Consider the following 23,988-nt stretch of genomic DNA (forward strand, 5'->3'; position numbering starts at 1 on the left):
GCGTCCCTGTCGGAGTATCCGACAGGGAGCATTAAGAAGACATTAATGCGCCGGGTGATGAACGGCGTTAAATCCCAGCTTTTGCAGCAGCGTCGCCGCCGACGCGTCGTCGCACATTACATACAGGGAAGACCACTCGCGGCGCTCAACGTAGTTCTTGCGCAGCTTATCAAACTCACCCGGGATCCCCGCCACTTTACGCAGCAGCGCATCATCGCGGCGCACATCATACACCAAATGCACCAGCCTTTTCAGCGTTGCCTGATCGAGCGGGCCGTGCAGGGTAATGCGGCCAAATTCAGGCGCGGGGAGTAAGGTATCCAGCGCCACCTGCTGCGGATGGCCGATAAAAGCGCTGTAGGCTTCGAAGACCTGCGTGGTACCGCGTGCTTTGCCTTCCAGGGTATAACCGGCGATATGCGCCGTGCCCACGTCCACCTTGCTAAGCAGCTCAACGTTGAGATCCGGCTCCGGCTCCCAGACGTCCAGCACCACGCTGAGGTGTTGCCCTTCGTTCAGGCATGTCAGCAGCGCAGCGTTATCTACGACCGGGCCACGGCAGGCATTTATCAGAATAGTGCCAGCCTTCAGACGACGGATCAGCGCCTCGTCAGCAAGATGCAGCGACTTATACGGCCCCTCTTTAAACAGCGGCGTGTGGAAAGTCAGCACGTCACACTGTTCAACCAGCTCATCCAGCGAGCGGAAATCCCCGTCATCGCCGTTGTCTTTACGCGGCGGATCGCACAGCAGCGTGCGGATCCCTAACGCTTCCAGGCGCTTTTGCAGGCGCCCGCCGACGTTACCAACGCCGACAATCCCCACCGTGCGGTCCTTCAGCGCAAAACCGTCGCGCTCGGCCAGCATCAGCAGGGAGGAGAAAACGTATTCCACAACGGCGATGGCGTTACAGCCCGGCGCTGCGGAAAAACCGATTCCGGCCTGCTTCAGCCATTTATCATCCACATGATCGGTCCCTGCCGTTGCGGTTCCGACAAACTTAATCGCTTTACCGGCGAGCAACGCCTCATTTACTTTAGTCACCGAGCGCACCATCAGCGCGTCTGCGTCATCCAGTTCGTTGACCGGGATCGGGCGACCAGGGACAGCCTTAACGTTACCCAGGCGGCTAAACAGCTCACGGGCGTAAGGCATATTTTCATCAACGAGGATTTTCACGTCTGAGTACCTGTTTGAGAGGAAGAAAACCTGCCAAGTGTGCCATAATCTCGCCGCCAGGCATATATGTATGCCTGGTTTACGCTGAGTTTTGACTTTAAGGATTTTTGACGATGCAGCCCATTTCAGGTACGCCGCCACGCCCTCCGGGTGAAGGCCCTGTCACGCCAAACGTTGCCGGTGAACAACCGCTATCCACGCAACAGCGCACCGTGCTGGAGCGACTGATCACGCGCCTGATTGCGCTGACTTCACAGCAAAACGCGGAAGTCTGGGCCGGGGTAAAGCATGATTTAGGCGTGAGGAACGACGCACCTCTGCAGTCGCGCCATTTCCCTGCGGCCGAGCAAAACCTGAACCAGCGTATTAATACCGCGCAGCAGAACCACACCACGCGCCAGATTGTTGCTCAGCTGACGGAGCTGCTGGGCCAGGGTAATAACCGCCAGGCGGTGAGCGATTTTATTCGCCAGCAGTATGGTCAGACCGCGCTGGGCCAGCTGACGCCCGACCAGCTCAAAACCGTGCTGACCCTGCTGCAGAACAACGAGCTGTCAATCCCGCAGCCTCAGGTGCGCCCGGCAACCGAGCGTCCGCTGCTGCCAGCCGAGCACAACACGCTCAAGCAGATGGTGACCAAGCTGGCTGCGGCCACCGGCGAACCGACGAAGCTTATCTGGCAATCCATGCTGGAGCTGTCCGGCGTGAAGGCGGGTGAGTTAATCCCGGCCAAACAGTTTACTCATCTGGTGACCTGGCTCCAGGCGCGCCAGACGCTCAGCACCCAGAATACCCCTACCCTGCATACCGTCCAGGCGGCACTGAAGCAGCCGCTTGAGCCGCACGAATTTGAAGTCATCCGGGATTACGCCCAGCAAAACTGGCAGGCCACGCCGCAAACGGTACTGACCACCGCGCAGGTGCAGGATCTGCTCAATCAAATCTTCGTTCGCCGCGCCGAGCGCGAGGGCGGCGTGCCGGAGGTGAGAAACATTCAGCCGATCTACAGCCCGCTGTTTGCGCCGGTCGTCGAGACGTTCAGAACGCTCTCTGCGCGTCCGGGATTGATGTTTATTGCGCTACTGATTGCACTGGCGATTTTCTGGCTGGTTGCTTAACACTGCCGGGTGGCGGCTTCGCCTTACCCGGCCTACGGCTAGTGCGGTTGTAGGCCCGGTAAGCGAAGCGCCACCGGGCAAAAACTACGATCTGCGAAACGCCACCAGCGTGACCACGATCCCAACCACCGCAGAAACCGCACCGGCCAGAAAGACGGACGGATAACCAAACGAGGTGGCTAACACCCCGGCCAGCGGTCCGGTTACCCCGTATGAGATATCCTGAAACGCCGCATATCCGCCCAGCGCCGTACCGCGCACCTGTGGGGCCACGCGCTTCACCACTTCAACGCCCAGCGCCGGGAAGATCAGTGAACAGCCGCAGCCGGTTAGCGCCGCGCCGAGCAGCGCAACGGATGCCACGGGTGCATTCCACAGCAGCAGCAGACCGATAGTCTCAATCACCAGCGACGCCACCGCCACCTTCACGCCGCCGAAGCGATCCGGCATCCAGCCGAAAAGCACGCGCATCAGCACAAACGCGCCGCCAAACGCGGTAAGCGTAAAACCGGCCATCGCCCAGCCGCGGCTCATAAAATAGAGCGAGACGAAGGTACCGATCACCGCAAAACCCACACCCTGCAGCGCCAGGCCAAGACCCGGCTGCCAGATCTGGCCGACCACGCTCCACAGGGAAGGTCGCTCGCCTTTGTGCGCGGGCACCTTACGCACCGAACCGTTAAACGCCCACGCCAGCAGGGGTAAAGCCATCGTGATGGCAGCCAGCACCGCAAACCCAAACTGGCTATTGATCAGCAGCCCAAGCGGTGCTCCTGCGGCCAGCGCGCCATAGATGGCCATACCGTTCCAGGACATCACCTTGCCGGAGCGTGCGGGCCCCACCAGCCCCATTCCCCAGGTCAGGGTGCCGGTCAGCAGCTGGCTTTCACCAAAGCCAAGGATTAAACGGCCCAGCACCAGCAGCGCAAACTTATACGCCGCGTCGACTGGCAGAACAGCCGCCAGCAGCCAGGCGCCGCCCGCCAGACCGCAGGCAAACATGCCCTGCAGCGCCGAGCGTTTGGCACCGTGCTGATCCGCCAGCCGTCCGGCATATCCGCGGGTTAATACCGTGGCTAAAAACTGAATACCCACGGCAATGCCAACCATGGTGTTGCCATAGCCCAGCTCCTGATGAACGAACAGCGGGATCACCGGCAGCGGCAGGCCAACGGTCATATAGGTCAGAAATACCGCGAAAGCGATACGGAACAGCGAGACGTTCGCTGAAGAGGTTGTTTCTGTTTGAGTTACTGCAGTCATGCTTTACTCCGAAATGAAGAGTAAGGCGGGGAAATGCCACGCCCCCTCTACCTGATAATCAGGATTAAGGTGCGTTGGTTGACGTTAAACGCTTACGCATTATCGTGAGGATAATGTTGAGGGGTGAAGTTTGCCTGTGAGATCAGCCGCTTGTCAATGCATAAAAAAGGGAGCCTTATGGCTCCCTTCCGGAATCAAACGTAAAACTTATGCTTTCAGCTTACGCATAACCAGCGTGGCGTTGGTGCCACCAAAGCCGAAGCTGTTTGACATGACGGTGGTCAGCGTCGCGTCCATTGGTTTGGTCACGATGTTCAGGCCAGCAGCCTGCTCGTCCATCTCATCAATGTTGATGCTTGGCGCGATAAAGCCGTTTTCCAGCATCAGCAGAGAGTAGATCGCTTCCTGCACGCCAGCCGCACCCAGCGAGTGGCCGGTCATGGCTTTGGTCGCGGAGATCGCCGGGCTGTTGTCGCCGAAGACTTCACGGATCGCACCCAGTTCTTTCACGTCGCCTACCGGAGTAGAGGTACCGTGGGAGTTCAGGTAGTCGATTGGGGTGTCAACGCCGTGCATCGCCATCTTCATGCAGCGCACCGCGCCTTCCCCGGATGGCGCAACCATGTCGGCGCCGTCAGACGTCGCACCGTAGCCCACGATTTCAGCGTAGATATGCGCGCCACGTGCCAGAGCATGCTCCAGCTCTTCAACCACAACCATACCGCCGCCGCCAGCGATAACGAAACCGTCACGGTGCGCATCATAGGTACGGGAGGCTTTATCCGGGGTTTCATTGTATTTGGTGGACAGTGCGCCCATCGCGTCGAATTCACAGGCCATTTCCCAGCCCAGCTCTTCGCCGCCGCCAGCAAATACGATGTCCTGTTTACCCAGCTGGATCTGCTCAACAGCATTACCGATGCAGTGCGCGGAAGTCGCACACGCGGAGCTGATGGAGTAGTTCACACCGTGGATTTTGAATGGGGTCGCCAGGCACGCGGAAACCGCAGAGCCCATGGCTTTTGTGACCACGTACGGACCTACTGCTTTCAGACCACGCGGGCTACGCATTGCGTCAGCGCCGAATACCTGCGCTTTTGATGAGCCGCCGGAACCGGCGATCAGACCCACGCGCGGGTTGTTCTGATAAACCTCTTCGCTCAGGCCGGAATCTTTGATCGCTTCCTGCATGGAGAGATAAGCATAAATAGAGGCATCGTTCATGAAACGAACCACTTTGCGGTCAATCAAACCGGTGGTGTCCAGTTTGACGTTACCCCATACGTGGCTACGCATACCTGAATCTTTAAACTCTTCAGAGAAAGTGATCCCGGAGCGTCCTTCACGCAGAGATGCCAGGACTTCCTGCTGGTTATTACCGATGCTGGAAACAATGCCCAGGCCAGTAATCACTGCACGTTTCATTCAATACCTCTGTAAGTCGCACTATAGTAAGTTTCGAGTCGCACAATAGCGTACACTTGTACGCCGAACAAGTCCGATCAGACATTTTCTGCGGAAATTTGCACCGATGGACTCACATCGTTAAGATCGTGCCACTGCCTGTCAGACGAGTAACTTACGTGAAACAAAACGCTATACAACCCGCCAACCTCGAATTCAACGCTGAGGGTACACCTGTTTCCCGAGATTTTGATGACGTCTATTTTTCTAATGATAACGGACTCGAAGAAACTCGCTATGTTTTCCTCGACGGAAACCAGCTCAGCACCCGCTTCCCGGAGCATCCGCGGAACCTGTTTGTGGTCGCGGAAAGCGGATTCGGCACCGGGCTCAATTTTCTGACCCTCTGGCAGGCGTTTGACCAGTTTCACGCTGCCCACCCTGAGGCTACGCTACAAAGATTACATTTCATCAGTTTCGAAAAATTCCCGCTCACCGCGCACGATCTGCGGCTCGCTCATCAGCGCTGGCCAGAGCTTGCAGCCTGGGCGGAGCAGCTTCAGGCGCAGTGGCCGCCCCACATCGGCGGCTGCCACCGTCTGATTCTGGACGGCGGACGCGTGACGCTGGATTTATGGCTTGGCGACATCAATGACCTGACCGATACGCTCGATGATTCGATGAATCAGACGGTGGACGCCTGGTTCCTTGACGGCTTTGCCCCCGCCAAAAACCCGGACATGTGGAGCCAGCATCTGTTTAGCGCGATGGCGCGCCTGGCGCGCCCGGGCGCAACGCTTGCCACCTTCACCTCGGCAGGCTTTGTCCGCCGCGGACTGCAGGAGGCGGGCTTTACCATGCAGAAAACCAAAGGTTTTGGCCGCAAGCGCGACATGCTGGTCGGCAGAATGGAGCAGACGCTGGATATCCCCGCCAGTGCACCCTGGTTTGCGCGCCGCGCCAGCGCATCCCGTGAGGTGGCGATAGTTGGCGGGGGGATCGCCAGCGCCCTGCTGTCTCTCGCGCTTCTCCACCGCGGCTGGCAGGTCACGCTCTACTGTGCTGACGACGCGCCAGCAAGCGGCGCGTCCGGCAACCGCCAGGGGGCGCTCTATCCGCTTTTAAGCGCGCACGACCCGGCCCTGTTCCGTTTTTTCCCGGCGGCATTTACCTTCGCTCGTCGCCTGTACGATGCCCTGCCGGTGGAGTTTGACCATGACTGGTGCGGCGTGACGCAGCTCGGCTGGGATGAAAAGAGCCAGCAAAAAATCACGCAGATGCTGTCGCTGGGTCTGCCTGACGAGATTGCCCGTGCGGTAAGTGCGCAAGAGGTGGCAGAGACCGCTGGCGTGGAAACCGGGTGTGGGGGCATTCAGTATCCGCTCGGCGGCTGGCTGTGCCCGGCTGAACTGACCGCGGCAGCCATTGCCCTGGCGCAGTCGCGCGGGCTGACGGCGCATTATGCTCGCAAGGTTGAATCGTTGAGCCGGACAGAACGCTGGAATCTGCGTTTTGCCGATGGCAAAGAGGCGAGTCATGCCAGCGTTGTGCTGGCAAACGGGCATAACATCAGCCAGTTTATCCAGACAGAGTCATTGCCGGTTTATCCGGTCGGCGGCCAGGTAAGCCATATTCCTTCCGCGCCTGAACTGAGCAAACTGCGTCAGGTGCTGTGCTATGACGGCTATCTGACGCCGCAAAATCCGTCTAACGGCCACCACTGCATCGGGGCCAGCTATCATCGTGGCGAAACGGATATGCGCTACAGCGAAGCGGATCAGGCCCAGAACCGCCAGCGCCTGATTGACTGCTTCCCGGATGCGGCGTGGGCGAAAGAGGTTGACGTCAGCGAGGGTGACGCGCGCTGCGGCGTGCGCTGCGCCACCCGCGATCATCTGCCGATGGCGGGAAATGTGCCGGACTATGATGCGACGCTTGAGGCCTATCAGGATCTTGCTGAACGCAAGGAAACGGCGGCGGCCTCGCCGGTGTATCCGGAGCTGTTTATGCTGGGTGGATTAGGATCTCGCGGGCTCTGTTCCGCACCGCTGCTGGCAGAAGTGTTAGCCGCGCAAATGAGCGGCGAGCCGATTCCGCTGGACAGGGTTACGCTTGCGGGGCTGAATCCGAATCGATTGTGGGTACGGAAACTGCTGAAGGGGAAGAAGGTTAAGTAGGGTGCGGTCTGGTGCCCTCACCCCGTCCCTCTCCCACAGGGAGAGGGAGGTGAAACACTTACTTCGCTTTCGCCTGCTGGAACAAAGTGTCCCACATGCCTAACACCAGAGACTGATCGCGCGGCGAGAGCTCTCCGGCCTGAATGGCTTTCTCCAGACTGCGGGCTACTTCGGCGTGAACGGCGTCGGCAGAGTGATCGTCCCCCGCTTCCAGCTCGGCTACCGCGAGCGTCAGGTGACCACGCAGATAACCGCTGGCGAACAGCTCATCATCACTGGCGTGTTCCACCATGTCATCAATTAACGCCAGAATGCGTGATTCAAATTCTGCGATCATCTTCTTTCCTCTGTTAAAGATCTTCCGGCCAAGGGAAGCATTCCGCCGTGATAACCGGCGTGTGGTAATAATTCTGTAAGGCCTCGATCAGGCGTGCCGGACGTGCGGGGATGCCTTTCTCAAGATATTCCATCACCTGCGCGTGAACGCGGCGCTGGAAGACGATACGGTCTGGCTCGAAGTCGCCTTCGAGGTTGTCGCAGCTGACGTTGAACGGGAAACCCGCCGCGACGCAGAATAGCCATTCCAGCGCCTGCGGCTTCACTTCCACATTTTCAAACTGGCCCTGCGTTGCGGCATCACGTCCGTCCGGGCAGTACCAGTAACCGAAGTCCACCAGCTCGCGCCGCGCTTTCCCCGCGATGCACCAGTGCGAAATCTCGTGCAAGCCGCTGGCATAAAAGCCGTGGGCAAAGACGATGCGGTTATACGGAACCTCTGCATCAGCAGGAAGATAGATCGGTTCGTCGTCGCCTTTAATCAGACGGGTATTAAAATCGTCAGCAAAACAGCCGTCGAAAATTTCAATCAGCTGTTCGTAGTTATGCGTACTGTTCATTAGTGCATCCCCAACCAGGTGAGGATCTCCTGTCCATGGCTGTCATAAAGAAGTTTGGCGCTCATCACCGCCGAGACGATAACGATCATCGGGCGAATCAGCTTTTGTCCTTTGCTTAACACCAGACGCGAGCCCGCGCGCGCGCCCAGAAACTGCCCTGCCATCATCACAAACCCGGTTGCCCAGATAACCTTGCCGCCAATGATAAACAGCAGCAGGCCGCCGACGTTCGAGGTGGCGTTGAGTACTTTGGCATGGGCGGTAGATTTGGCGAGGTTAAACCCGGCCAGCGTCACGAACGCCAGCGCGTAAAATGAGCCCGCCCCCGGGCCGAAGAAACCGTCGTAAAAACCGACGCAGCCCCCGGCAATCAGGGCAAACGGCAGGCCGTACAGGCGACGCTGGCGGTCTTCTTCACCGAGCTTTGGCATCAGCAGGAAGTAAAGCCCGATGCAGATGACCAGAACCGGCAGGATCTGGCGCAAAACATCCGACTGTACGTGTTGAACCAGCAGCGCGCCCGACGTGGAGCCGATAAAGGTCATCAGGATATTGAGCTTCTGATCGGCCAGGCTCACCACCTTGCGGCGGATAAAATAGAGCGATGCCGAGAGCGATCCGCCGCAGGCCTGAAGCTTGTTGGTGGCAAGCGCCTGCGCCGGGCTCATGCCCGCCGCCAGCAGCGCGGGCACGGTTAACAACCCGCCGCCGCCCGCGAGCGCGTCGATAAAACCGGCCAGCATGGCCACAAAGAACAGCACCACCAGCAGCAGCGGTGACACCATAAACAGATCGACGAAATTATCCATTAAAGTACATGCTCATCCAGTAGCGCCTGGCAGGAAGGCGGCAACGGAGGCGGTGTCTTCTTCTCAGGCTTAGAGGTTCCAGGTTTTGCCGGTTCAAACCAGCTTTGCAGTTCCGCACCGCAGCCATCGCCTGGCGGAGGTAGCGGCTGATCTTCACATTCCAGGCTATTCGCCGGGCAGCGCAGACGAACGTGCATGTGCGCACGATGCTGGAACCACGGGCGCACTTTGCGCAGCCAGTCGCGATCGGTTCCGGCATCCAGGCAGAGCTGCTGCTTGATGGCCGGGTTGACGAAAATCCGCGTGACGTCATTATCTTCTGCCGCCAGCTTGATCATGCTGGATACGTCCCGCGTCCACAGGGACGGCACAACGCGCTTACCGTCGCTTGCCACCAGATCCAGCGCCTGCGGTTTCAGCAGTTGGGCGGAGGTCCAGCGGGCTTTCGGCAGCTGCAGGAAGATATCGACATCCAGTCCGGTCTGGTGGCTGGCGTGTCCACCGTTAAAACGACCGCCGGCAGGCATCCCCATATCGCCAATCAGCATCGTGCCGAGCCCAAGGTTATGCACCTGGTTTCCTAGTCTCTGAATGAACAGCACCAGGTCAGGGTGGCCGAAGTAACGACGCTGGTCGGTACGCATCACCTGATAGGTATCCGATTGCAGCGGAAGTTCCTGCGCGCCCACGATACAGCCGTTTGAGAAAGCGCCGATCGACTGCGCGCTCCCCGCCACCGGGTGGGTGATTTTTTGCCATGGCGTCGCGGCCAGACTGGCTCCACTGGCCAGCAGCGCCAGCAGAGCAATTGCGGTTTTTTTCATGTTTACCAGCGTGGAATGGTGGTCGTCACATCCGCATTCTGCGCGCGCTGGCGCAGGAAGTGATCCATCAGCACGATCGCCAGCATCGCTTCCGCGATCGGCACCGCGCGGATCCCCACGCACGGATCGTGACGTCCTTTGGTGATCATCTCAACTTCTTCGCCATCGCGGTTAATCGTGTGGCCCGGCACGGTAATGCTGGAGGTTGGCTTCAGCGCGATATTGGCAATAATCTGCTGCCCGCTGCTGATACCGCCCAGGATGCCGCCCGCATGGTTGCTCTGGAAGCCTGCCTTCGTGATCTCATCGCGGTTTTGGCTGCCACGAAGCTGAACCACGTCAAAACCGTCGCCAATCTCAACGCCCTTCACCGCGTTGATGCTCATCAGCGCGTGGGCAATGTCGGCGTCGAGACGGTCAAATACCGGCTCGCCCCAGCCGGCCGGGACGCCGTCTGCCACCACGGTCACTTTCGCCCCGATGGAGTCGCCCTCTTTTTTCAGGCCACGCATCAGTTCATCCAGCGCCTCAAGCTTGTCGGCATCGGCGCAGAAGAACGGGTTTTGCTCGACCTGATCCCAGTCCTTGATCGCCAGCGGAATGTCGCCCATCTGGGTCAGACAGCCGCGGATAACGATGCCAAATTTCTGCTGCAGGTATTTCTTAGCAATCGCCCCTGCCGCCACGCGCATCGCGGTTTCACGCGCGGAAGAACGTCCGCCGCCGCGATAGTCGCGGAAGCCATACTTTTGTTCGTAGGTGTAGTCGGCGTGGCCCGGACGGAAGACGTCTTTGATGGCGCCGTAGTCCTGGGAGCGCTGATCGGTGTTTTCGATCAGCAGACCGATGCTGGTCCCGGTGGTGCGACCTTCAAAGACGCCGGAGAGAATTTTGACCTGGTCCGGCTCGCGACGCTGCGTGGTGTAGCGAGAGGTGCCCGGGCGACGACGGTCGAGGTCGTGCTGTAGATCGGCTTCGGTCAGTTCGATGCCTGGCGGTACGCCATCAACGATACAGCCCAGCGCCAGCCCGTGTGACTCGCCAAAGGTGGTCACGCGGAATACCTGTCCAATACTGTTTCCTGCCATCACGGCTCCGATGTTGTTGTTTGTGTTTGAGCGTTGTGAAACGGGCCGAAGCCCGCTGGATTAATCTTTATAGATGCTGAAGTGTTCGCGCGCGTCGAGCAGCTGCGCTTTGGTCAGCATAAAGACGCCGTCACCGCCGTTGTCGAACTCAAGCCAGGTGAACGGCACATCCGGGTACTGCTCTATCAGATGTACCATGCTGTTGCCCACTTCACAAATCAGAACGCCGTCGTCGGTCAGGTAATCCGGCGCGCAGGCCAGAATGCGGCGCGTCAGCTTCAGGCCGTCAGAGCCTGACGCCAGACCGAGCTCCGGCTCGTGACGGTATTCGTTCGGCAGATCGGACATGTCTTCCGCATCGACGTACGGCGGGTTGGTAACGATCAGATCGTACTGCAGCGTCGGCAGATCGCGGAACAGGTCGGAGCGAATCGGCGTAACGTGATGGATCAGACCGTGCTCTTCAATGTTGTGCTCGGTCACGGCCAGCGCGTCGGTGGAGATATCGACGGCGTCAACTTCCGCTTCCGGGAAGGCGTAAGCACAGGCGATGGCGATACAGCCGCTACCGGTACACATATCCAGAATATGCTGCGGCTGATGGTTAATCAGACCTTCGAAATGGTTGTTGATCAGCTCGCCAATCGGCGAGCGCGGCACCAGCACGCGTTCATCGACATAGAACTCGTGGCCGCAGAACCAGGCTTTGTTGGTCAGGTAGGCGACCGGAATGCGCTCGTTCACGCGGCGGATCACACGCTCAACGATGCGGTGTTTTTCGCTGGAGGTCAGGCGCGCGGTGCGCATGTCTTCAGGAATATCCAGCGGCAGATAGAGAGACGGCAGCACCAGCTGCACGGCCTCATCCCACGGGTTATCGGTACCGTGTCCGTACCAGATATTAGCGGCGCTGAAGCGGCTAACCGACCAGCGCAACATGTCCTGTATGGTATGCAGCTCGTTTACTGCTTCATCGACAAATATTTTATCCACTCTTTCCTCCAGGGCATGCTCGCATAATTTTCGGCGGCTAGTTTGCCATGAAGACGGCGATAAATCAGCAATGACGCGTACCGCTTGAGGTTAAAAAATGCGTTTAGTCGGGTACACTATCGGAAATACGAGATGAGAATGACGAATGAAAAAGAAAACATCGCTCAGCGAGGAGGATCAGGCGCTCTTCCGCCAGCTAATGACCGGGACGCGGAAAATCATGCAGGACACGATTGTCCATCGCCCGCAGCGCAAAAAAATCAGCGAAGTCCCGGTCAAGCGTCTGCTGCAGGAGCAGGCGGATAACAGCCACTATTTTTCAGATGAATTTCAGCCGCTGCTCAACACGCAGGGGGCCGTGAAGTACGTGCGCGAAGACGTCAGCCATTTTGAGCTGAAAAAGTTACGCCGCGGAGATTACTCGCCGGAGCTGTTTCTCGATCTCCACGGCTTAACGCAGATGCAGGCGAAACAGGAGCTGGGCGCGTTGATCGCGGCCTGTCGCCGTGAACATGTTTTTTGCGCCTGCGTGATGCACGGCCACGGTAAACATATTCTGAAGCAACAGACGCCGCTGTGGCTGGCTCAGCACCCACACGTGATGGCGTTTCATCAGGCACCGAAAGAGTACGGCGGAGATGCCGCGTTGCTGGTGTTGATTGAAGTGGAAGAGTGGCAGCCGCCAGAGTTGCCCTGACAGACTGGCGGGAAGCACATTGCCCCCGCCATATCGAACGTCACGTCAGATCGCTTTTGCCATCTTCAGGTTGCACGGGCTCATTTGCCAGTTGAAGACGCCTTTGCCCGTTTCGTCGAGAGAAACATTGGCAATGGCGGATGTCGTGAACATCGGCGGGGTCTCGCCCGGGCACAGCTCAGATACCAGATAGCCAACCAGTGGCAGGTGGGAAATGACCAGCGCGGAAGCGACACCTTCATTGCACAGCGCCTGAAGATAAGCGCTGACAAGGCCTACATCGCCACACGGGGTGAGTTCAGGCAGAACATCCACACTGGTCGGCAGGTTCATACACTCCCCTACCACCTCCAGCGTCTGTTCTGCACGCAGGAACGGACTCACCAGAACGCGTTCAATGTCCACTTTTTGACCGTTAAGCCAGGTCGCCATCAGACGAGATTCGTCGCAGCCGCAGACGGTCAAAGGACGTACTGAGTCACTGGCGGCATCGAGTGCCGCGTCGCCGTGACGCATGATAAAAACTTGCATATTGCACCGCTTTTGTTAACCAGAAGCACCGGCGTTAACTACCCGCGATAAATGCTGAGAGGTAGAAAACCCGATGGCCGGGCATTGTGCCTGATCCATTCGGTGAATGAAACGCTGTTTTTTACCTCAATGGCGTAAGTATAGTCAATCTCTGTTTACAAAATCGCCAGAACAGGGTCATTCACTTCAGGATTTACCCTTCTTTGACCTCAGCTTACGAGGACAGTTTCCCTTGCAGGCCAAAATGTCTGGCCGCGTTCCGCCATCTGCAATAATTCGTCACACGGTGTAAACCGTGGACCATATTGCGAAGCCAGACGTTGCAGGATAGCAACCACTTCACCCGCGCCGAGCGTATCCATGTAACGGAACGGGCCGCCGAGGAACGGCGGGAAGCCAATGCCAAATACCGCGCCAATGTCGCCATCGCGCGCGCTCTTGATTACCTGCTCATCAAAACAGCGCGCCGCTTCATTGAGCATCATCATCACGCAGCGCTCAGCGCACTGAACGGCAGAGAGTTTTCCCTGACCCGTAGTCGAAATGAGTCCATATACCGAAGGGTCGACCTGTTTCCTGCTTTTACGCCCTTTCGCGCCGTAAAGATAGAAACCGCGTTCATTTTTTCTGCCTTTGCGATCGTCCTTCAAAATCGCAGAAACAATGTTTGCAGGTGGGCTAAAACGATCGCCATATGCGGCTTCAAGCACTGGTATAATTTTAGTGCCGGTGTCTATTCCCACCTCATCCAAAAGTTGGATTGGGCCAACGGGGAAACCAAACTTTACCAGCGCCTCGTCGACGTGCTCAATCTTCTCCCCTTCCGTCAGTAACCGCATTGCTTCATTAATGTAGGGAGCCAGAATGCGGTTGACGTAGAAGCCAGCTTTGTCCGCTACCACAATCGGGGTTTTGCCCTGTTTTTTCGCCAGCTTCACCACGGTGGCAACAGTTTGCGGACTGGTAGTCGCGTGCGGAATAACTTCCACCAGCGGCATTTTTTCGACCGGGCTAAAGAAGTGCAGCCCAATCACCTGCTCAGGACGCGCGGCTTTCGCCGCGATATCGCCAATCGGCAATGACGACGTATTGGAGGCAAAAATGGTATGCGGGGCGCAATGTTGCTCAACGTCTGCCACCATCTGCTGCTTAAGCGCCAGATCTTCAAACACGGCTTCAATCACCAGATCGCGGTGCGCAAAACCGCTGTAATCCGTCGTACCGGAGATCATCGCCAGGGTTTTATCACGCTCGCTTGCCTTGATATGGCGGCGCTTGACCTTTTGATCAAGGTTCTGCCAGCTGTACTTCAGCGCGTGGTTGATCCCCTTAGGATTAATGTCTTTGATGCGTACAGGCAATTTGCCTTTGCTGGCGGTAACAAAAGAGATTCCGCCACCCATGAGCCCCCCACCCAGTACGCCAATGGCACGCAGCGGCGCAGGCTGCGCCTCGCTGCCCGGATCTTTTTTCACGTCCGTGCTGGCGAAGAAGATGCTGCGCAGCGCCTGTGACTGCGGCGTCATCGCCAGTTCGCCAAAGGCTTTGGCCTCCGCTGCATAGCCGCTGCTGCTGCCCTGCGACAGCCCGGTTTCGATCACTTCCAGGATCCGCTTTGCCGCCGGGTAATTGCCTTTGGTTTTTTGTTCGGTCTTTTTGCCCACCATGTTGAACAGGAGCGTTCTTCCCAGCGGACCGGCCAGCACGCGCTCGCGTACCGGCAGAGGACGTTTTGCCTGACGCCCTTTCAGCGCAAGCTCAACGGCGGCCTCCAGCAAAATGGACTGCGGCACGACGTCATCGACCAGACCGGCTTTCAGCGCCTGACGGGCACGCAGCTGTTTACCGGTTAAGATCATCTCCAGTGCCGTGCTAACGCCCACCAGGCGCGGCAACCGTTGCGTTCCGCCGGAGCCAGGCAGCAGGCCCAGCTGCACTTCCGGCAGGCCCAGAATCGTTTTCGCATCGTCGGTGCAAATCCGGCTGTGACAGGCCAGCGCCAGCTCAAGCCCACCGCCCAGACAAGCGCCGTGGATTGCGGCAATGACCGGGATCGGCAGGCCGCCGATCTCCGCCATCACCTGCTGGCCCTGACGCGCCAGCTCTTCGGCTTCCAGAGCGCTTTGCGCCCGGGCGATCATGTTGATATCCGCGCCGGCGATAAAGTTATCCGGCTTGGCAGAGATAAAGACCAGACCACGAATCGCTTTGTTGTCGCGGATCTGCTTTAGCATCGCGCGCACCTGAACACCAAATTCGGCCTTCAGGGTATTCATCTTTTCATCAGGCACATCAATAGTGATAACGGCCACGTTATCGAGGCGAACCGTCAGATTAAATGCAGATGGCATATCCATTATTCAGCCTCCAGAACCATTGCTGCGCCAAGGCCACCCGCCGCACAGGCGGTAACGAGGCCAAACCCTCCGCCGCGGCGACGGAGTTCATGTAATGTTTGCGTGATCATCCTCGCCCCTGTGGCGGCAAACGGATGACCGTAGGCGATAGAGCCGCCCAGCACGTTGAATTTACTCTGATCCACTTCGCCTGTGGCATGGGCGCGGCCCAGCACGTCGCGCGCGAAACGCTCGCTTGCCAGCAGCTGTACGTTTGCCAGGGTCTGCGCGGCAAACGCTTCGTGCATATCAATCAGGGTTAAATCGGCCAGCGTCAGCCCCGCGCGCTCCAGCGCCAGCGGCGTGGACCACGCCGGACCTAACAGCATGTCCTGCCAGACATCAATGGCGGTGAAGGCATAGCTGCGTAAATAGCCCAGGGGAGTGATGCCCAGCTCCTTCGTGCGGGATTCGGTCATCAGGATCACGGCGGCGGCGCCATCCGTCAGCGGCGTGCTGTTCGCCGCCGTCACCGTGCCGTGTTTGCGGTCAAACGCCGGGCGGAGTTTGGCGTAATCCGCCAGCGTTGAGGTGCCGCGAATATTGTTGTCCTCCGCGAGCGGTTCACGGTAAGGGGGGATATAGGCGGTCATGACCTCGTCGGTCAGCTTGCCTTCCGACCAGGCTTTTGCCGCAAGCTGGTGCGAGCGATGCGCCAGGGCATCCTGCTGCTCGCGGGTAATGCCGTACGTTTTTGCCATCTGCTCGGCGGTATCGCCCATGCGCAGGCCAGTAGAATATTCCGCTACGGCAGGCGGCACGGGCATGAGGTCGCGCAGGCGTAAACGCGAGAAGAGCTTGAGTTTCTGACCCGTCGTGCGAGCTTTATTGACATCCACCAGGATGCGCGCCAGCTTTTTACTCACGCCAATCGGCAGCACCGAAGAGGAATCCGCTCCACCCGCGATCCCGGCGCGAATCGTACCCGCCATCAGGCTTTCAGCGACGTTAGCCACGGCCTGGAAGCTGGTCGCGCAGGCGCGACTGACGCTGTAGGCATCGGTATGGACGTTCATCCCGGTAGCCAGGACGATTTCACGCGCAATGTTGGGAGCTTCAGGCATCTGCACGACCTGGCCGAAGACCAGCTGTTCGATAACCTCCGGCGGAATTTCGCTGCGAGCCAGCATCTCCCCCACTACCATTTTGCCCAGGTCAACGGCCGGTATGCCATGAAACGCCGTTGCCTGCCGCGCAAACGGCGTGCGCAATCCACTGACTATGGCAATGCGATCGCCCTGACGGGTAATAAGCGGTAATGCCTGACTCATAACACTCCCCTGTAAAAAATTTTCGCCAACATAAAGTGGTCTGACCTGATAATAGTCTTAACCATTTTTTTACATTCAGCCAATCGGGGAAACGAAAAAGTGCGAGCTAAAACACAGAGAAGAAAAAGAAAATGCCGGCGTGATAAAAGCAAAACGGTAACCCTGAGGTTACCGTTTTTGATGTTTGAGCCCTCTCCCGTGGCAGAGTGTTAGGGAGAGGGATCCGACCGCAGAAATTAACGCAAGCCCAGCTGGAAAATCAGCGTTTCCGCTTCGCAGGCGAAAACAAAGTCGATGTCCAGCTTCACGCCGCCTTCCACTTCGGTAAAGGTTGACTTGATTTCACACGGATCGGATTCAACGTCACGCGCACGCTTGCTCAGCGCGGTCAGGGTCTCTTCCGCTTCAGCGCGGGTAGTGAACACGCGGCTGTAAGACGCGGTGCAATCGGAGTTGTCCATGATGGTCCCAACATCCATACAGCAGCAAACCGGGGTTTCATCAGCACTGCATTTACTCATAGCTCAATTTCCTCTGTATTCGCGCAGAGCGCGAGATAAACACGATGCTGATATTTTACGCCCCGGCGCGGGCTCTCTCCAGCCGTTAATGGCGCAAAACCGGTTAAGTGACCAATATCACACTAAAAAATGATCTAAAACAAAAACCACCCTTTTGGGTGAGTCGCGATGGTCACAATTTTGCCAAGCAGATCTCGTTTCACGAAACATGTTTGAAAATATTAATAAACAAACTTGCAACATTCAGGCTGGTCGGACCTATACTCTGGCCACTGGTCTGATTTGTCTGTCATACCTCAGACCCTACACTTCGCGCTCCTGTTACGGTATGTAACAATTATTGAATAAAAATAACTCAATGAGGTTATGGTCATGAGCCAGAAAACCCTGTTCAACAAGACTGCGCTGGCAGTCGCAGTGGCACTCGTCTCCACTTCCGCCTGGTCAGCGGGCTTTCAGTTAAACGAATTTTCTTCCTCTGGCCTTGGCCGCGCGTATTCAGGGGAAGGCGCCATTGCTGATGATGCGGGTAACGCGAGTCGTAACCCCGCGTTGATCATGATGTTCGATCGTCCGACCTTCTCTGCCGGAGCAATTTTTGTCGATCCAGGTGTTGATATCTCGGGCCGTTCTCCGACAGGTGCCGATCTGAAATCGGATAACATTGCCCCAACGGCATGGGTTCCAAACATGCACTTTGTGGCGCCGATTAACGACCAGTTCGGTTGGGGCGCATCCGTGACCTCTAACTACGGTTTAGCAACCGAGTTCAATAACGACTATGCAGCTGGGGCGTTTGGCGGTAAAACCGACCTCGAAACCCTGAACCTGAACCTGAGCGGTGCTTACCGTCTGGATAATCACTGGAGTTTCGGCGTTGGCTTTGACGCTGTGTATGCTAAAGCGAAGATCGAACGTTACGCGGGTGACCTGGGCAAAGTCGTCGCTGGCTCAGGCGCACTTCCACCAGCCCTGGCACAGCGTGTGGCTGGAATCCCAGCAGATACTCAGATCGCTTATCTGAAGGGCGATGAGTGGGGCTTTGGCTGGAACGCCGGTATCCTTTATGAACTCGATAAAAACAACCGTTACGGCTTAACCTACCGTTCCGAAGTAAAAATCGACTTTGATGGAGATTACAAAAGCAGCCTCCCTTCTGCTTATAACCAGATCCTCGGCAACTTCGGTCTTCCGATGGGAACCAATGGACAAACCACTGGCGGCTCTCTGAGCCTGCACTTACCAGAAATGTGGGAATTGTCAGGTTATAACAAAGTGGCGCCACAGTGGGCAGTTCACTATAGCCTGACCTACACCAGCTGGAGCCAGTTCCAGGAGCTGAAGGCGACCAATAGCAACGGCGACACGCTCTTCTATAAAGATGAGAGCTTCCGTGATGCTTACCGCATCGCGCTGGGGACAACCTACTATATGGATGACAACTGGACATTCCGCACCGGTATTGCCTTCGATGATAGTCCGGTACCAGCAGACAAACGCTCTATCTCGATTCCCGATCAGGACCGCTTCTGGCTGAGCGCTGGTGCGACCTATGCATTCAACAAGGATGCTTCTATTGATGCGGGCATATCTTATATGCACGGTCAAAAAGTTAACTTCAAGGAAGGTCCGTATGAGTTCTCTTCCGAAGGTAAAGCCTGGCTGTACGGCATGAACTTCAACTACGCGTTCTAATCGCGCTGGAATCAAAAAAGGTGAGCATTGCTCACCTTTTTTATTTACTCCGAATCGATATCTTTTAGTTCGTTTTCGATCGCTTTCGCGTTTGGATTCTCTTCCGGCTTCAGCTTGCCGCCGTTGGCAATAAAGTCATGATTCTGGAAGTACGCTTCGCGCACCATAATGTACGGATCAGAAGACTGGCGCAGCAGACCATCAGAGTCGAGCAGTTGCGCGCGAGTTTCAATCCCTTCCACCGTCCATTTACCCACCGACAGCGGCCAGGTCAGCCACGACAGGACCGGATACAGCGTATCCACCATATCGCCGCCATCATCACGGAGGGTGAAACTACCGTAGAACGGTAAATGCACGTACGGACCATACCCGACGCCATAGTGTCCCATCGTACTGCCGAAACGGTGCGGCTGTTCACGCTGCAGCTTCTGGTTAGCCATACCTGCAACATCAATAAAGCCACCCATCCCCAGAATGGAGTTCAGGAAGAAGCGAGTAAAGTGGACCATCCCCTGATACGGGTCGCCCTGCAGGAAGTAGTTCACCATGACCGCAGGCTCTTCGAGGTTGCTGGTAAAGTTACTTAACCCGTTACGCGCGGGTTGTGGAACATAATCACGCCATGCTACTGCCACCGGACGAACCACATACGGGTCCAGTACGTTGTAGTTGAAGCTATACATTGAGCGGTTAAATCCTTCGAGAGGATCGGAGCGTCCCGTTTGCTCCCCGGAGCTGGCGCAGCCCACAAGCATCGTCGCGCCAAGCGCAAGCGCCGACAGCCGAAGTTTCATAAATATCTCCCTGTTCAGTATGGCTATCGTTGATTGCCATCCGTAACGGAGCCGTTGACGCTCCGTCTGTAAACGTGCAAGTGATTGTAACAGCACGTTTACCGATGTCTATGAGCACAATTACGGGCAGTAACCACCGTGACTCTGATCTCAGCATAGCCTGGCTTTTGGAATTCGTTTCGCTGGCAATTTTATAATGTCTTTGAGAGAGATGTATCACCTTTGTTGTCATTGCAGCCAAATTAAGAGCATCCCCACAGGCATCCCGACAAAAGCCGCTACGCTTAACAGAAAGATCAACCTCCGGGAGCAGATATGAAAGATGTAGGCGAAGAAAAAATTGGCGAGAGCAGTGAGGATCTTGAAATTGAAAGTGAGGAGAAAGCGCGCGGTGAGAAGATAGAAATTGATGAAGATCGCCTCCCCTCCCGCGCAATGGCTATCCACGAGCATATACGCCAGGATGGTGAAAAAGAGATGGAGCGCGACGCGATGGCCCTCTTCTGGTCAGCCATCGCTGCCGGGCTCTCAATGGGCGCATCTCTGCTTGCGAAAGGGATATTTCATGTGCAGCTGGAAGGCGTGCCCGGTGGATTTTTACTGGAAAACCTCGGCTATACCTTCGGCTTTATTATTGTCATCATGGCCCGCCAGCAGCTGTTTACCGAAAACACGGTGACCGCCGTCCTGCCGGTGATGCAAAACCCCACACTCGGTAATTTCGGCTTATTGATGCGGCTCTGGAGCGTGGTCCTGCTGGGTAATATTATCGGCACGGGCATCGCGGCATGGGCGTTTGAATATATGCCGATCTTTGATGAACCCACCCGGGATGCGTTTGTGAAAATCGGCATGGACGTAATGAAAAACACGCCGGTCGAGATGTTCTCAAACGCCATCATCTCTGGCTGGATTATCGCCACGATGGTCTGGATGTTTCCTTCCGCGGGAAGCGCCAAAATTGTGGTGATCATATTGATGACCTGGCTAATTGCGCTGGCTGACACCACGCATATTGTGGTCGGTACCGTTGAAATCCTCTATCTGGTCTTTAACGGTACGCTTCACTGGAGCGATTTCTTCTGGCCGTTTGCCCTTCCGACGCTGGCGGGAAACATTTGCGGCGGAACGTTTATCTTCGCGCTGTTAAGCCATGCCCAAATTCGTAACGACATGTCGAACAAACGCAAAGCTGAGCTAAAGGCACGGGAAAATGATGATAAATCGACAAAAAAATCGACCTGAATGGTGACTCTTTGAGCAGTCAGGCGGCGATGCGCTTAACGCAAAGTGTAAATAAGGCTATACTCGTGCCGCCTCGTCCCCTTAGTTAAATGGATATAACGAGCCCCTCCTAAGGGCTAGTTGCAGGTTCGATTCCTGCAGGGGACACCAGATATAACTCTCCTGATGTCTACCGAATTCAATAAAAACCTTTTATAATCAGCCATAACCCCTCTTCTCAGGCTATGCGACGTCAACTGAAGTCTACCCATATCTACGTGAATCAATAAACGTTTGGGGGCCTAAGTGGGGGCTTATCCTGTTCAACGGAAAATGAGGCCCCCAAATGCCACTGAATGCTCGTCAGGTCGAGACTGCAAAGCCCAGAGATAAAGCCTATAAACTCGCTGATGGCGGAGGGCTCTATCTCATGGTCAATACTAACGGTTCAAAGTACTGGCGAATGAAGTATCGATTTGCCGGTAAAGAGAAAAAACTCTCGTTCGGAACCTATCCTGACATCTCACTTGCGGAAGCCCGCACTAAGCGCGATGAAGCGAGAAAAACATTGGCAAATGATAAAGATCCCGGTGAAGTTAAAAAAGCCGAACTACTTGCCCAAAAACTATCGGTTACGAATACTTTTGAAGCGATAGCGGTTGAGTGGTACAACGCAAAAGTTTCTGGCTGGTCAAAAAACTACGCTGACTATGTTAACCGGGCCTTCAAAAACAATGTATTTCCCTTTGTTGGATCGCAGCCGGTTAATGAGATAAAGCCACTGGAGCTTCTGTCTGTATTGCAGCGTATGGAAAAGCGAGGTGCGCCGGAGCTTGCCAGTAAAGTGCGCCAACGTTGTAGCGAAGTGTTCCGTTACGCTATTGTTACTGGCCGAGCCGAGTACAACCCTGCGGCTGATCTTGGTAGTGCTTTACAGGGGTACGAGAAACAACATTATCCCTTTCTTACTGCTGCTGAGCTACCCGAGTTTTTACAAAAGCTTTCACAATACACCGGCAGTCTAGTAACGCTTCTGGCGACCCGACTACTCATGCTTACGGGCTTACGAACCGTCGAATTACGTATGGCAGAATGGAGTGAAATCGACTTCGAAAACCATATCTGGGAAATACCGAAAAGTAGAATGAAGATGAGGCGACCCCACATAGTGCCCCTTTCTGCTCAATCCTTAGCAGCACTTCGGCAACTAAAGCAATTGACCGGTACTTACCAGTTTATCTTTGCAGGTCGAAACGATGTTAATAAACCAATGAGCGAAGCCAGCATCAATATGGTTATTAAAAGGATTGGTTACGATAAGAGAGCAACCGGACATGGTTTTCGTCACACCATGAGCACAATCTTGCATGAGGAAGGATTCAACACTGCTTGGATTGAGACCCAGCTCGCGCATGTGGACAAGAACGCGATTCGCGGGACCTATAACCATGCGCAGTATCTTGAAGGGAGGAAAGAGATGATGCAGTGGTATGGGGACTATTTGGATGGATTGCGATTGGATGGAAACGTTGCCAGAGTTAGTTAATGAAGAGCCGATTCGAGTTCGGCCTTCGGCACCAAAAGCATGTAAATGGACCTCAACTGAGGTCTTTTTTTATGTCTGAAATCAGCGCCACACAAGGCTTTCCACGATTTTCTCCTCAACTGAAGTCAACCTAACTCAACCCACATCAACAAGCTTGTGAGTATACTAATGAGTATATTTGCCGATTCGATATTGCTTGTATACTCACGAAATACCAATGGAAGGAGGACCATTATGGCCCTAACGGATACTAAAGTTCGTTCTGCGAAACCTGAGGAGAAAGAGTATTCACTTGTTGACGGTGACGGCATGTTTTTACTTGTAAAACCTAACGGTTCCAAGTATTGGCGATTTCGTTTCCGTTTTGGCGGTAAACAGCATTTGATGGCGTTCGGTGTCTATCCTGAAATTTCACTGGCGGATGCCAGGAAGAAAAGGGAAGAAGCCAGAAAGCTGGTAGCTGCTGGTATCGATCCTCGTGAGCATAAACGAGCTGCGAAAGAAGAGCAGGCGAAAGAGGTTATTACTTTCGAGAAGGTTGCCAGAGAGTGGCTCGTGACCAACCAAAAATGGTCGGAAGATCATGCTAATCGCGTAAAAAAGAGCCTGGAGGACAATATCTTCCCGGCAATTGGTGCTCGCAATATTGCTGAACTGGGTACCCGCGATCTGTTAATTCCCATTAAAGCCGTCGAGACATCAGGCCGTCTTGAAGTGGCCTCCCGTCTTCAACAGCGCACCACGTCCATCATGCGTTATGCGGTGCAAAGCGGGTTGATTGATTACAACCCGGCGCAGGAGATGGCTGGGGCCGTCGCATCTGGCAATCGACAACATCGCCCGGCGCTGGAATTAAAGCGCATCCCTGAGTTACTTGAGAAAATAGACGGCTATACCGGCAGGCCGCTAACCCGCTGGGCGACAGAACTCACTCTGCTTATCTTTATTCGATCCAGTGAGCTGCGTTTTGCTCGCTGGTCAGAGATCGATTTTGAAACGTCAATGTGGACCATCCCGCCTGAGCGAGAGCCTATTCCCGGCGTGAAACATTCTCAGCGAGGATCAAAGATGCGTACACCTCATCTGGTGCCGCTTTCAAAGCAGGCGCTGGCAATCCTGAAGCAGATAAAACAGTTTTGCGGGGAACACGAGTTGATTTTCATTGGCGATCACGACCCGCGCAAGCCCATGAGTGAAAACACGGTCAACAGTGCTCTGCGGGTTATGGGTTATGACACTAAAGTTGAAATTTGCGGCCACGGCTTCCGTACAATGGCTTGTAGTTCGTTGATTGAGTCAGGGCTATGGTCGAAGGATGCGGTGGAGCGCCAGATGAGCCATATGGAGCGCAATTCGGTGCGGGCGGCGTATATCCATAAAGCGGAACATCTGGATGAGCGCAAACTGATGTTGCAGTGGTGGGCGGATTTTCTGGATGCGAACCGGGAAAGAGCGATTACGCCGTTTGATTATGCGAAGGTAAATCGGGGTTAAGGGTAATTAATTGGGGCATCTAAAATGGCCTTTTATTCATAAAAGGCCATTACGTTTACTTATTA

The 23,988-nt window shown here is 55.8% G+C and carries 21 protein-coding genes and 1 tRNA gene; 8 read left to right on the plus strand and 14 right to left on the minus strand.

The window, feature by feature from the left end; genetic code table 11:
• Positions 1-42: 42 nt before the first annotated feature.
• The gene (pdxB, locus tag ADJ24_RS02320) at positions 43-1,179 is read right to left on the minus strand and encodes a 4-phosphoerythronate dehydrogenase PdxB (RefSeq protein WP_023312568.1); all 1,137 of its coding nucleotides are present in this window, start codon (positions 1,177-1,179) and stop codon (positions 43-45) included.
• Positions 1,180-1,292: 113 nt separating this feature from the next.
• Between pdxB and flk the strand changes: the two genes are divergently transcribed.
• Complete coding sequence (gene flk / locus ADJ24_RS02325) at positions 1,293-2,297, plus strand: flagella biosynthesis regulator Flk (RefSeq protein ID WP_023312569.1); 1,005 nt, start codon at positions 1,293-1,295, stop codon at positions 2,295-2,297.
• A gap of 84 nt (positions 2,298-2,381) precedes the next feature.
• Here flk and ADJ24_RS02330 read toward each other — a convergent pair whose 3' ends face one another.
• Together ADJ24_RS02330 and fabB are read right to left on the minus strand one after the other, a co-directional pair.
• A complete protein-coding gene (locus ADJ24_RS02330; protein WP_023312570.1) occupies positions 2,382-3,560 on the minus strand; it encodes an MFS transporter in 1,179 nt (392 codons plus the stop codon).
• 207 nt (positions 3,561-3,767) lie between these two features.
• Positions 3,768-4,985, minus strand: a complete 1,218-nt coding sequence (gene fabB / locus ADJ24_RS02335; protein WP_023312571.1) for a beta-ketoacyl-ACP synthase I — start codon at positions 4,983-4,985, stop codon at positions 3,768-3,770.
• A 158-nt stretch (positions 4,986-5,143) separates the two neighbouring features.
• Between fabB and mnmC the strand changes: the two genes are divergently transcribed.
• Positions 5,144-7,141, plus strand: coding sequence for a bifunctional tRNA (5-methylaminomethyl-2-thiouridine)(34)-methyltransferase MnmD/FAD-dependent 5-carboxymethylaminomethyl-2-thiouridine(34) oxidoreductase MnmC (mnmC, locus tag ADJ24_RS02340; protein ID WP_023312572.1), 1,998 nt, complete (start codon positions 5,144-5,146; stop codon positions 7,139-7,141).
• A 58-nt stretch (positions 7,142-7,199) separates the two neighbouring features.
• Here the strand turns inward: mnmC and ADJ24_RS02345 are convergent, their stop codons facing one another.
• Genes ADJ24_RS02345 through prmB form a run of 6 tightly spaced genes read right to left on the minus strand, consistent with a single transcriptional unit; the run spans position 7,200 to position 11,751 of the window.
• The gene (locus ADJ24_RS02345; RefSeq protein ID WP_023312573.1) at positions 7,200-7,478 is read right to left on the minus strand and encodes a YfcL family protein; all 279 of its coding nucleotides are present in this window, start codon (positions 7,476-7,478) and stop codon (positions 7,200-7,202) included.
• A 13-nt stretch (positions 7,479-7,491) separates the two neighbouring features.
• The gene (locus ADJ24_RS02350; RefSeq protein WP_023312574.1) at positions 7,492-8,037 is read right to left on the minus strand and encodes an elongation factor P hydroxylase; all 546 of its coding nucleotides are present in this window, start codon (positions 8,035-8,037) and stop codon (positions 7,492-7,494) included.
• Positions 8,037-8,846 carry a sulfite exporter TauE/SafE family protein gene (locus tag ADJ24_RS02355; protein WP_023312575.1) on the minus strand — a complete coding sequence of 270 codons (810 nt, stop codon included), beginning with the start codon at positions 8,844-8,846 and terminating at the stop codon, positions 8,037-8,039. The genes ADJ24_RS02350 and ADJ24_RS02355 overlap by 1 nt, the downstream gene beginning before the upstream one ends.
• The gene (mepA, locus tag ADJ24_RS02360) at positions 8,846-9,670 is read right to left on the minus strand and encodes a penicillin-insensitive murein endopeptidase (protein ID WP_023312576.1); all 825 of its coding nucleotides are present in this window, start codon (positions 9,668-9,670) and stop codon (positions 8,846-8,848) included. Before mepA ends, ADJ24_RS02355 begins: the two co-directional genes overlap by 1 nt.
• Positions 9,671-9,672: 2 nt before the next feature.
• Positions 9,673-10,758, minus strand: a complete 1,086-nt coding sequence (gene aroC, locus ADJ24_RS02365; protein ID WP_023312577.1) for a chorismate synthase — start codon at positions 10,756-10,758, stop codon at positions 9,673-9,675.
• A 60-nt stretch (positions 10,759-10,818) separates the two neighbouring features.
• A complete protein-coding gene (gene prmB / locus ADJ24_RS02370) occupies positions 10,819-11,751 on the minus strand; it encodes a 50S ribosomal protein L3 N(5)-glutamine methyltransferase (RefSeq protein ID WP_023312578.1) in 933 nt (310 codons plus the stop codon).
• Positions 11,752-11,896: 145 nt separating this feature from the next.
• Between prmB and smrB the strand changes: the two genes are divergently transcribed.
• Positions 11,897-12,448: an endonuclease SmrB gene (smrB, locus tag ADJ24_RS02375; RefSeq protein ID WP_023312579.1), complete on the plus strand. Its 552-nt coding sequence runs from the start codon at positions 11,897-11,899 to the stop codon at positions 12,446-12,448.
• 45 nt (positions 12,449-12,493) lie between these two features.
• Here smrB and sixA read toward each other — a convergent pair whose 3' ends face one another.
• From sixA to ADJ24_RS02395, 4 genes are all read right to left on the minus strand, one after another.
• A complete protein-coding gene (gene sixA / locus ADJ24_RS02380) occupies positions 12,494-12,979 on the minus strand; it encodes a phosphohistidine phosphatase SixA (protein ID WP_023312580.1) in 486 nt (161 codons plus the stop codon).
• 209 nt (positions 12,980-13,188) lie between these two features.
• Positions 13,189-15,336 (minus strand): fatty acid oxidation complex subunit alpha FadJ, encoded by a 2,148-nt coding sequence (fadJ, locus tag ADJ24_RS02385; RefSeq protein ID WP_023312581.1) that lies wholly within the window; start codon positions 15,334-15,336, stop codon positions 13,189-13,191.
• Entirely contained in the window at positions 15,336-16,646 is a 1,311-nt protein-coding gene (gene fadI, locus ADJ24_RS02390; RefSeq protein WP_023312582.1) for an acetyl-CoA C-acyltransferase FadI, read from the minus strand. The genes fadJ and fadI overlap by 1 nt, the downstream gene beginning before the upstream one ends.
• 236 nt (positions 16,647-16,882) lie before the next feature.
• The gene (locus tag ADJ24_RS02395; RefSeq protein ID WP_023312583.1) at positions 16,883-17,167 is read right to left on the minus strand and encodes a YfcZ/YiiS family protein; all 285 of its coding nucleotides are present in this window, start codon (positions 17,165-17,167) and stop codon (positions 16,883-16,885) included.
• A 372-nt stretch (positions 17,168-17,539) separates the two neighbouring features.
• On the opposite strand from ADJ24_RS02395, the gene fadL reads away from it, so the two are divergent.
• Positions 17,540-18,862, plus strand: coding sequence for a long-chain fatty acid transporter FadL (gene fadL / locus ADJ24_RS02400; RefSeq protein ID WP_023312584.1), 1,323 nt, complete (start codon positions 17,540-17,542; stop codon positions 18,860-18,862).
• A gap of 44 nt (positions 18,863-18,906) precedes the next feature.
• On the opposite strand, the gene mlaA is transcribed toward fadL, so the two are convergent.
• Positions 18,907-19,659: a phospholipid-binding lipoprotein MlaA gene (mlaA, locus tag ADJ24_RS02405; RefSeq protein WP_023312585.1), complete on the minus strand. Its 753-nt coding sequence runs from the start codon at positions 19,657-19,659 to the stop codon at positions 18,907-18,909.
• A 315-nt stretch (positions 19,660-19,974) separates the two neighbouring features.
• Between mlaA and ADJ24_RS02410 the strand changes: the two genes are divergently transcribed.
• The 4 genes from ADJ24_RS02410 (at position 19,975) to ADJ24_RS02425 (ending at position 23,923) form a co-directional block, all read left to right on the plus strand.
• Entirely contained in the window at positions 19,975-20,904 is a 930-nt protein-coding gene (locus ADJ24_RS02410; RefSeq protein WP_023312586.1) for a formate/nitrite transporter family protein, read from the plus strand.
• Between the two features lie 75 nt (positions 20,905-20,979).
• Positions 20,980-21,054 (plus strand) — tRNA-Arg (locus tag ADJ24_RS02415).
• A gap of 175 nt (positions 21,055-21,229) precedes the next feature.
• Positions 21,230-22,429 (plus strand): tyrosine-type recombinase/integrase, encoded by a 1,200-nt coding sequence (locus ADJ24_RS02420; protein WP_007851503.1) that lies wholly within the window; start codon positions 21,230-21,232, stop codon positions 22,427-22,429.
• Positions 22,430-22,663: 234 nt separating this feature from the next.
• Positions 22,664-23,923 (plus strand): tyrosine-type recombinase/integrase, encoded by a 1,260-nt coding sequence (locus ADJ24_RS02425; RefSeq protein WP_023312587.1) that lies wholly within the window; start codon positions 22,664-22,666, stop codon positions 23,921-23,923.
• Positions 23,924-23,988: the final 65 nt, after the last annotated feature.

Origin of the sequence: Enterobacter sp. 940_PEND, assembly GCF_001059415.1 — a bacterium.
Lineage (GTDB): Bacteria > Pseudomonadota > Gammaproteobacteria > Enterobacterales > Enterobacteriaceae > Enterobacter > Enterobacter cloacae_M.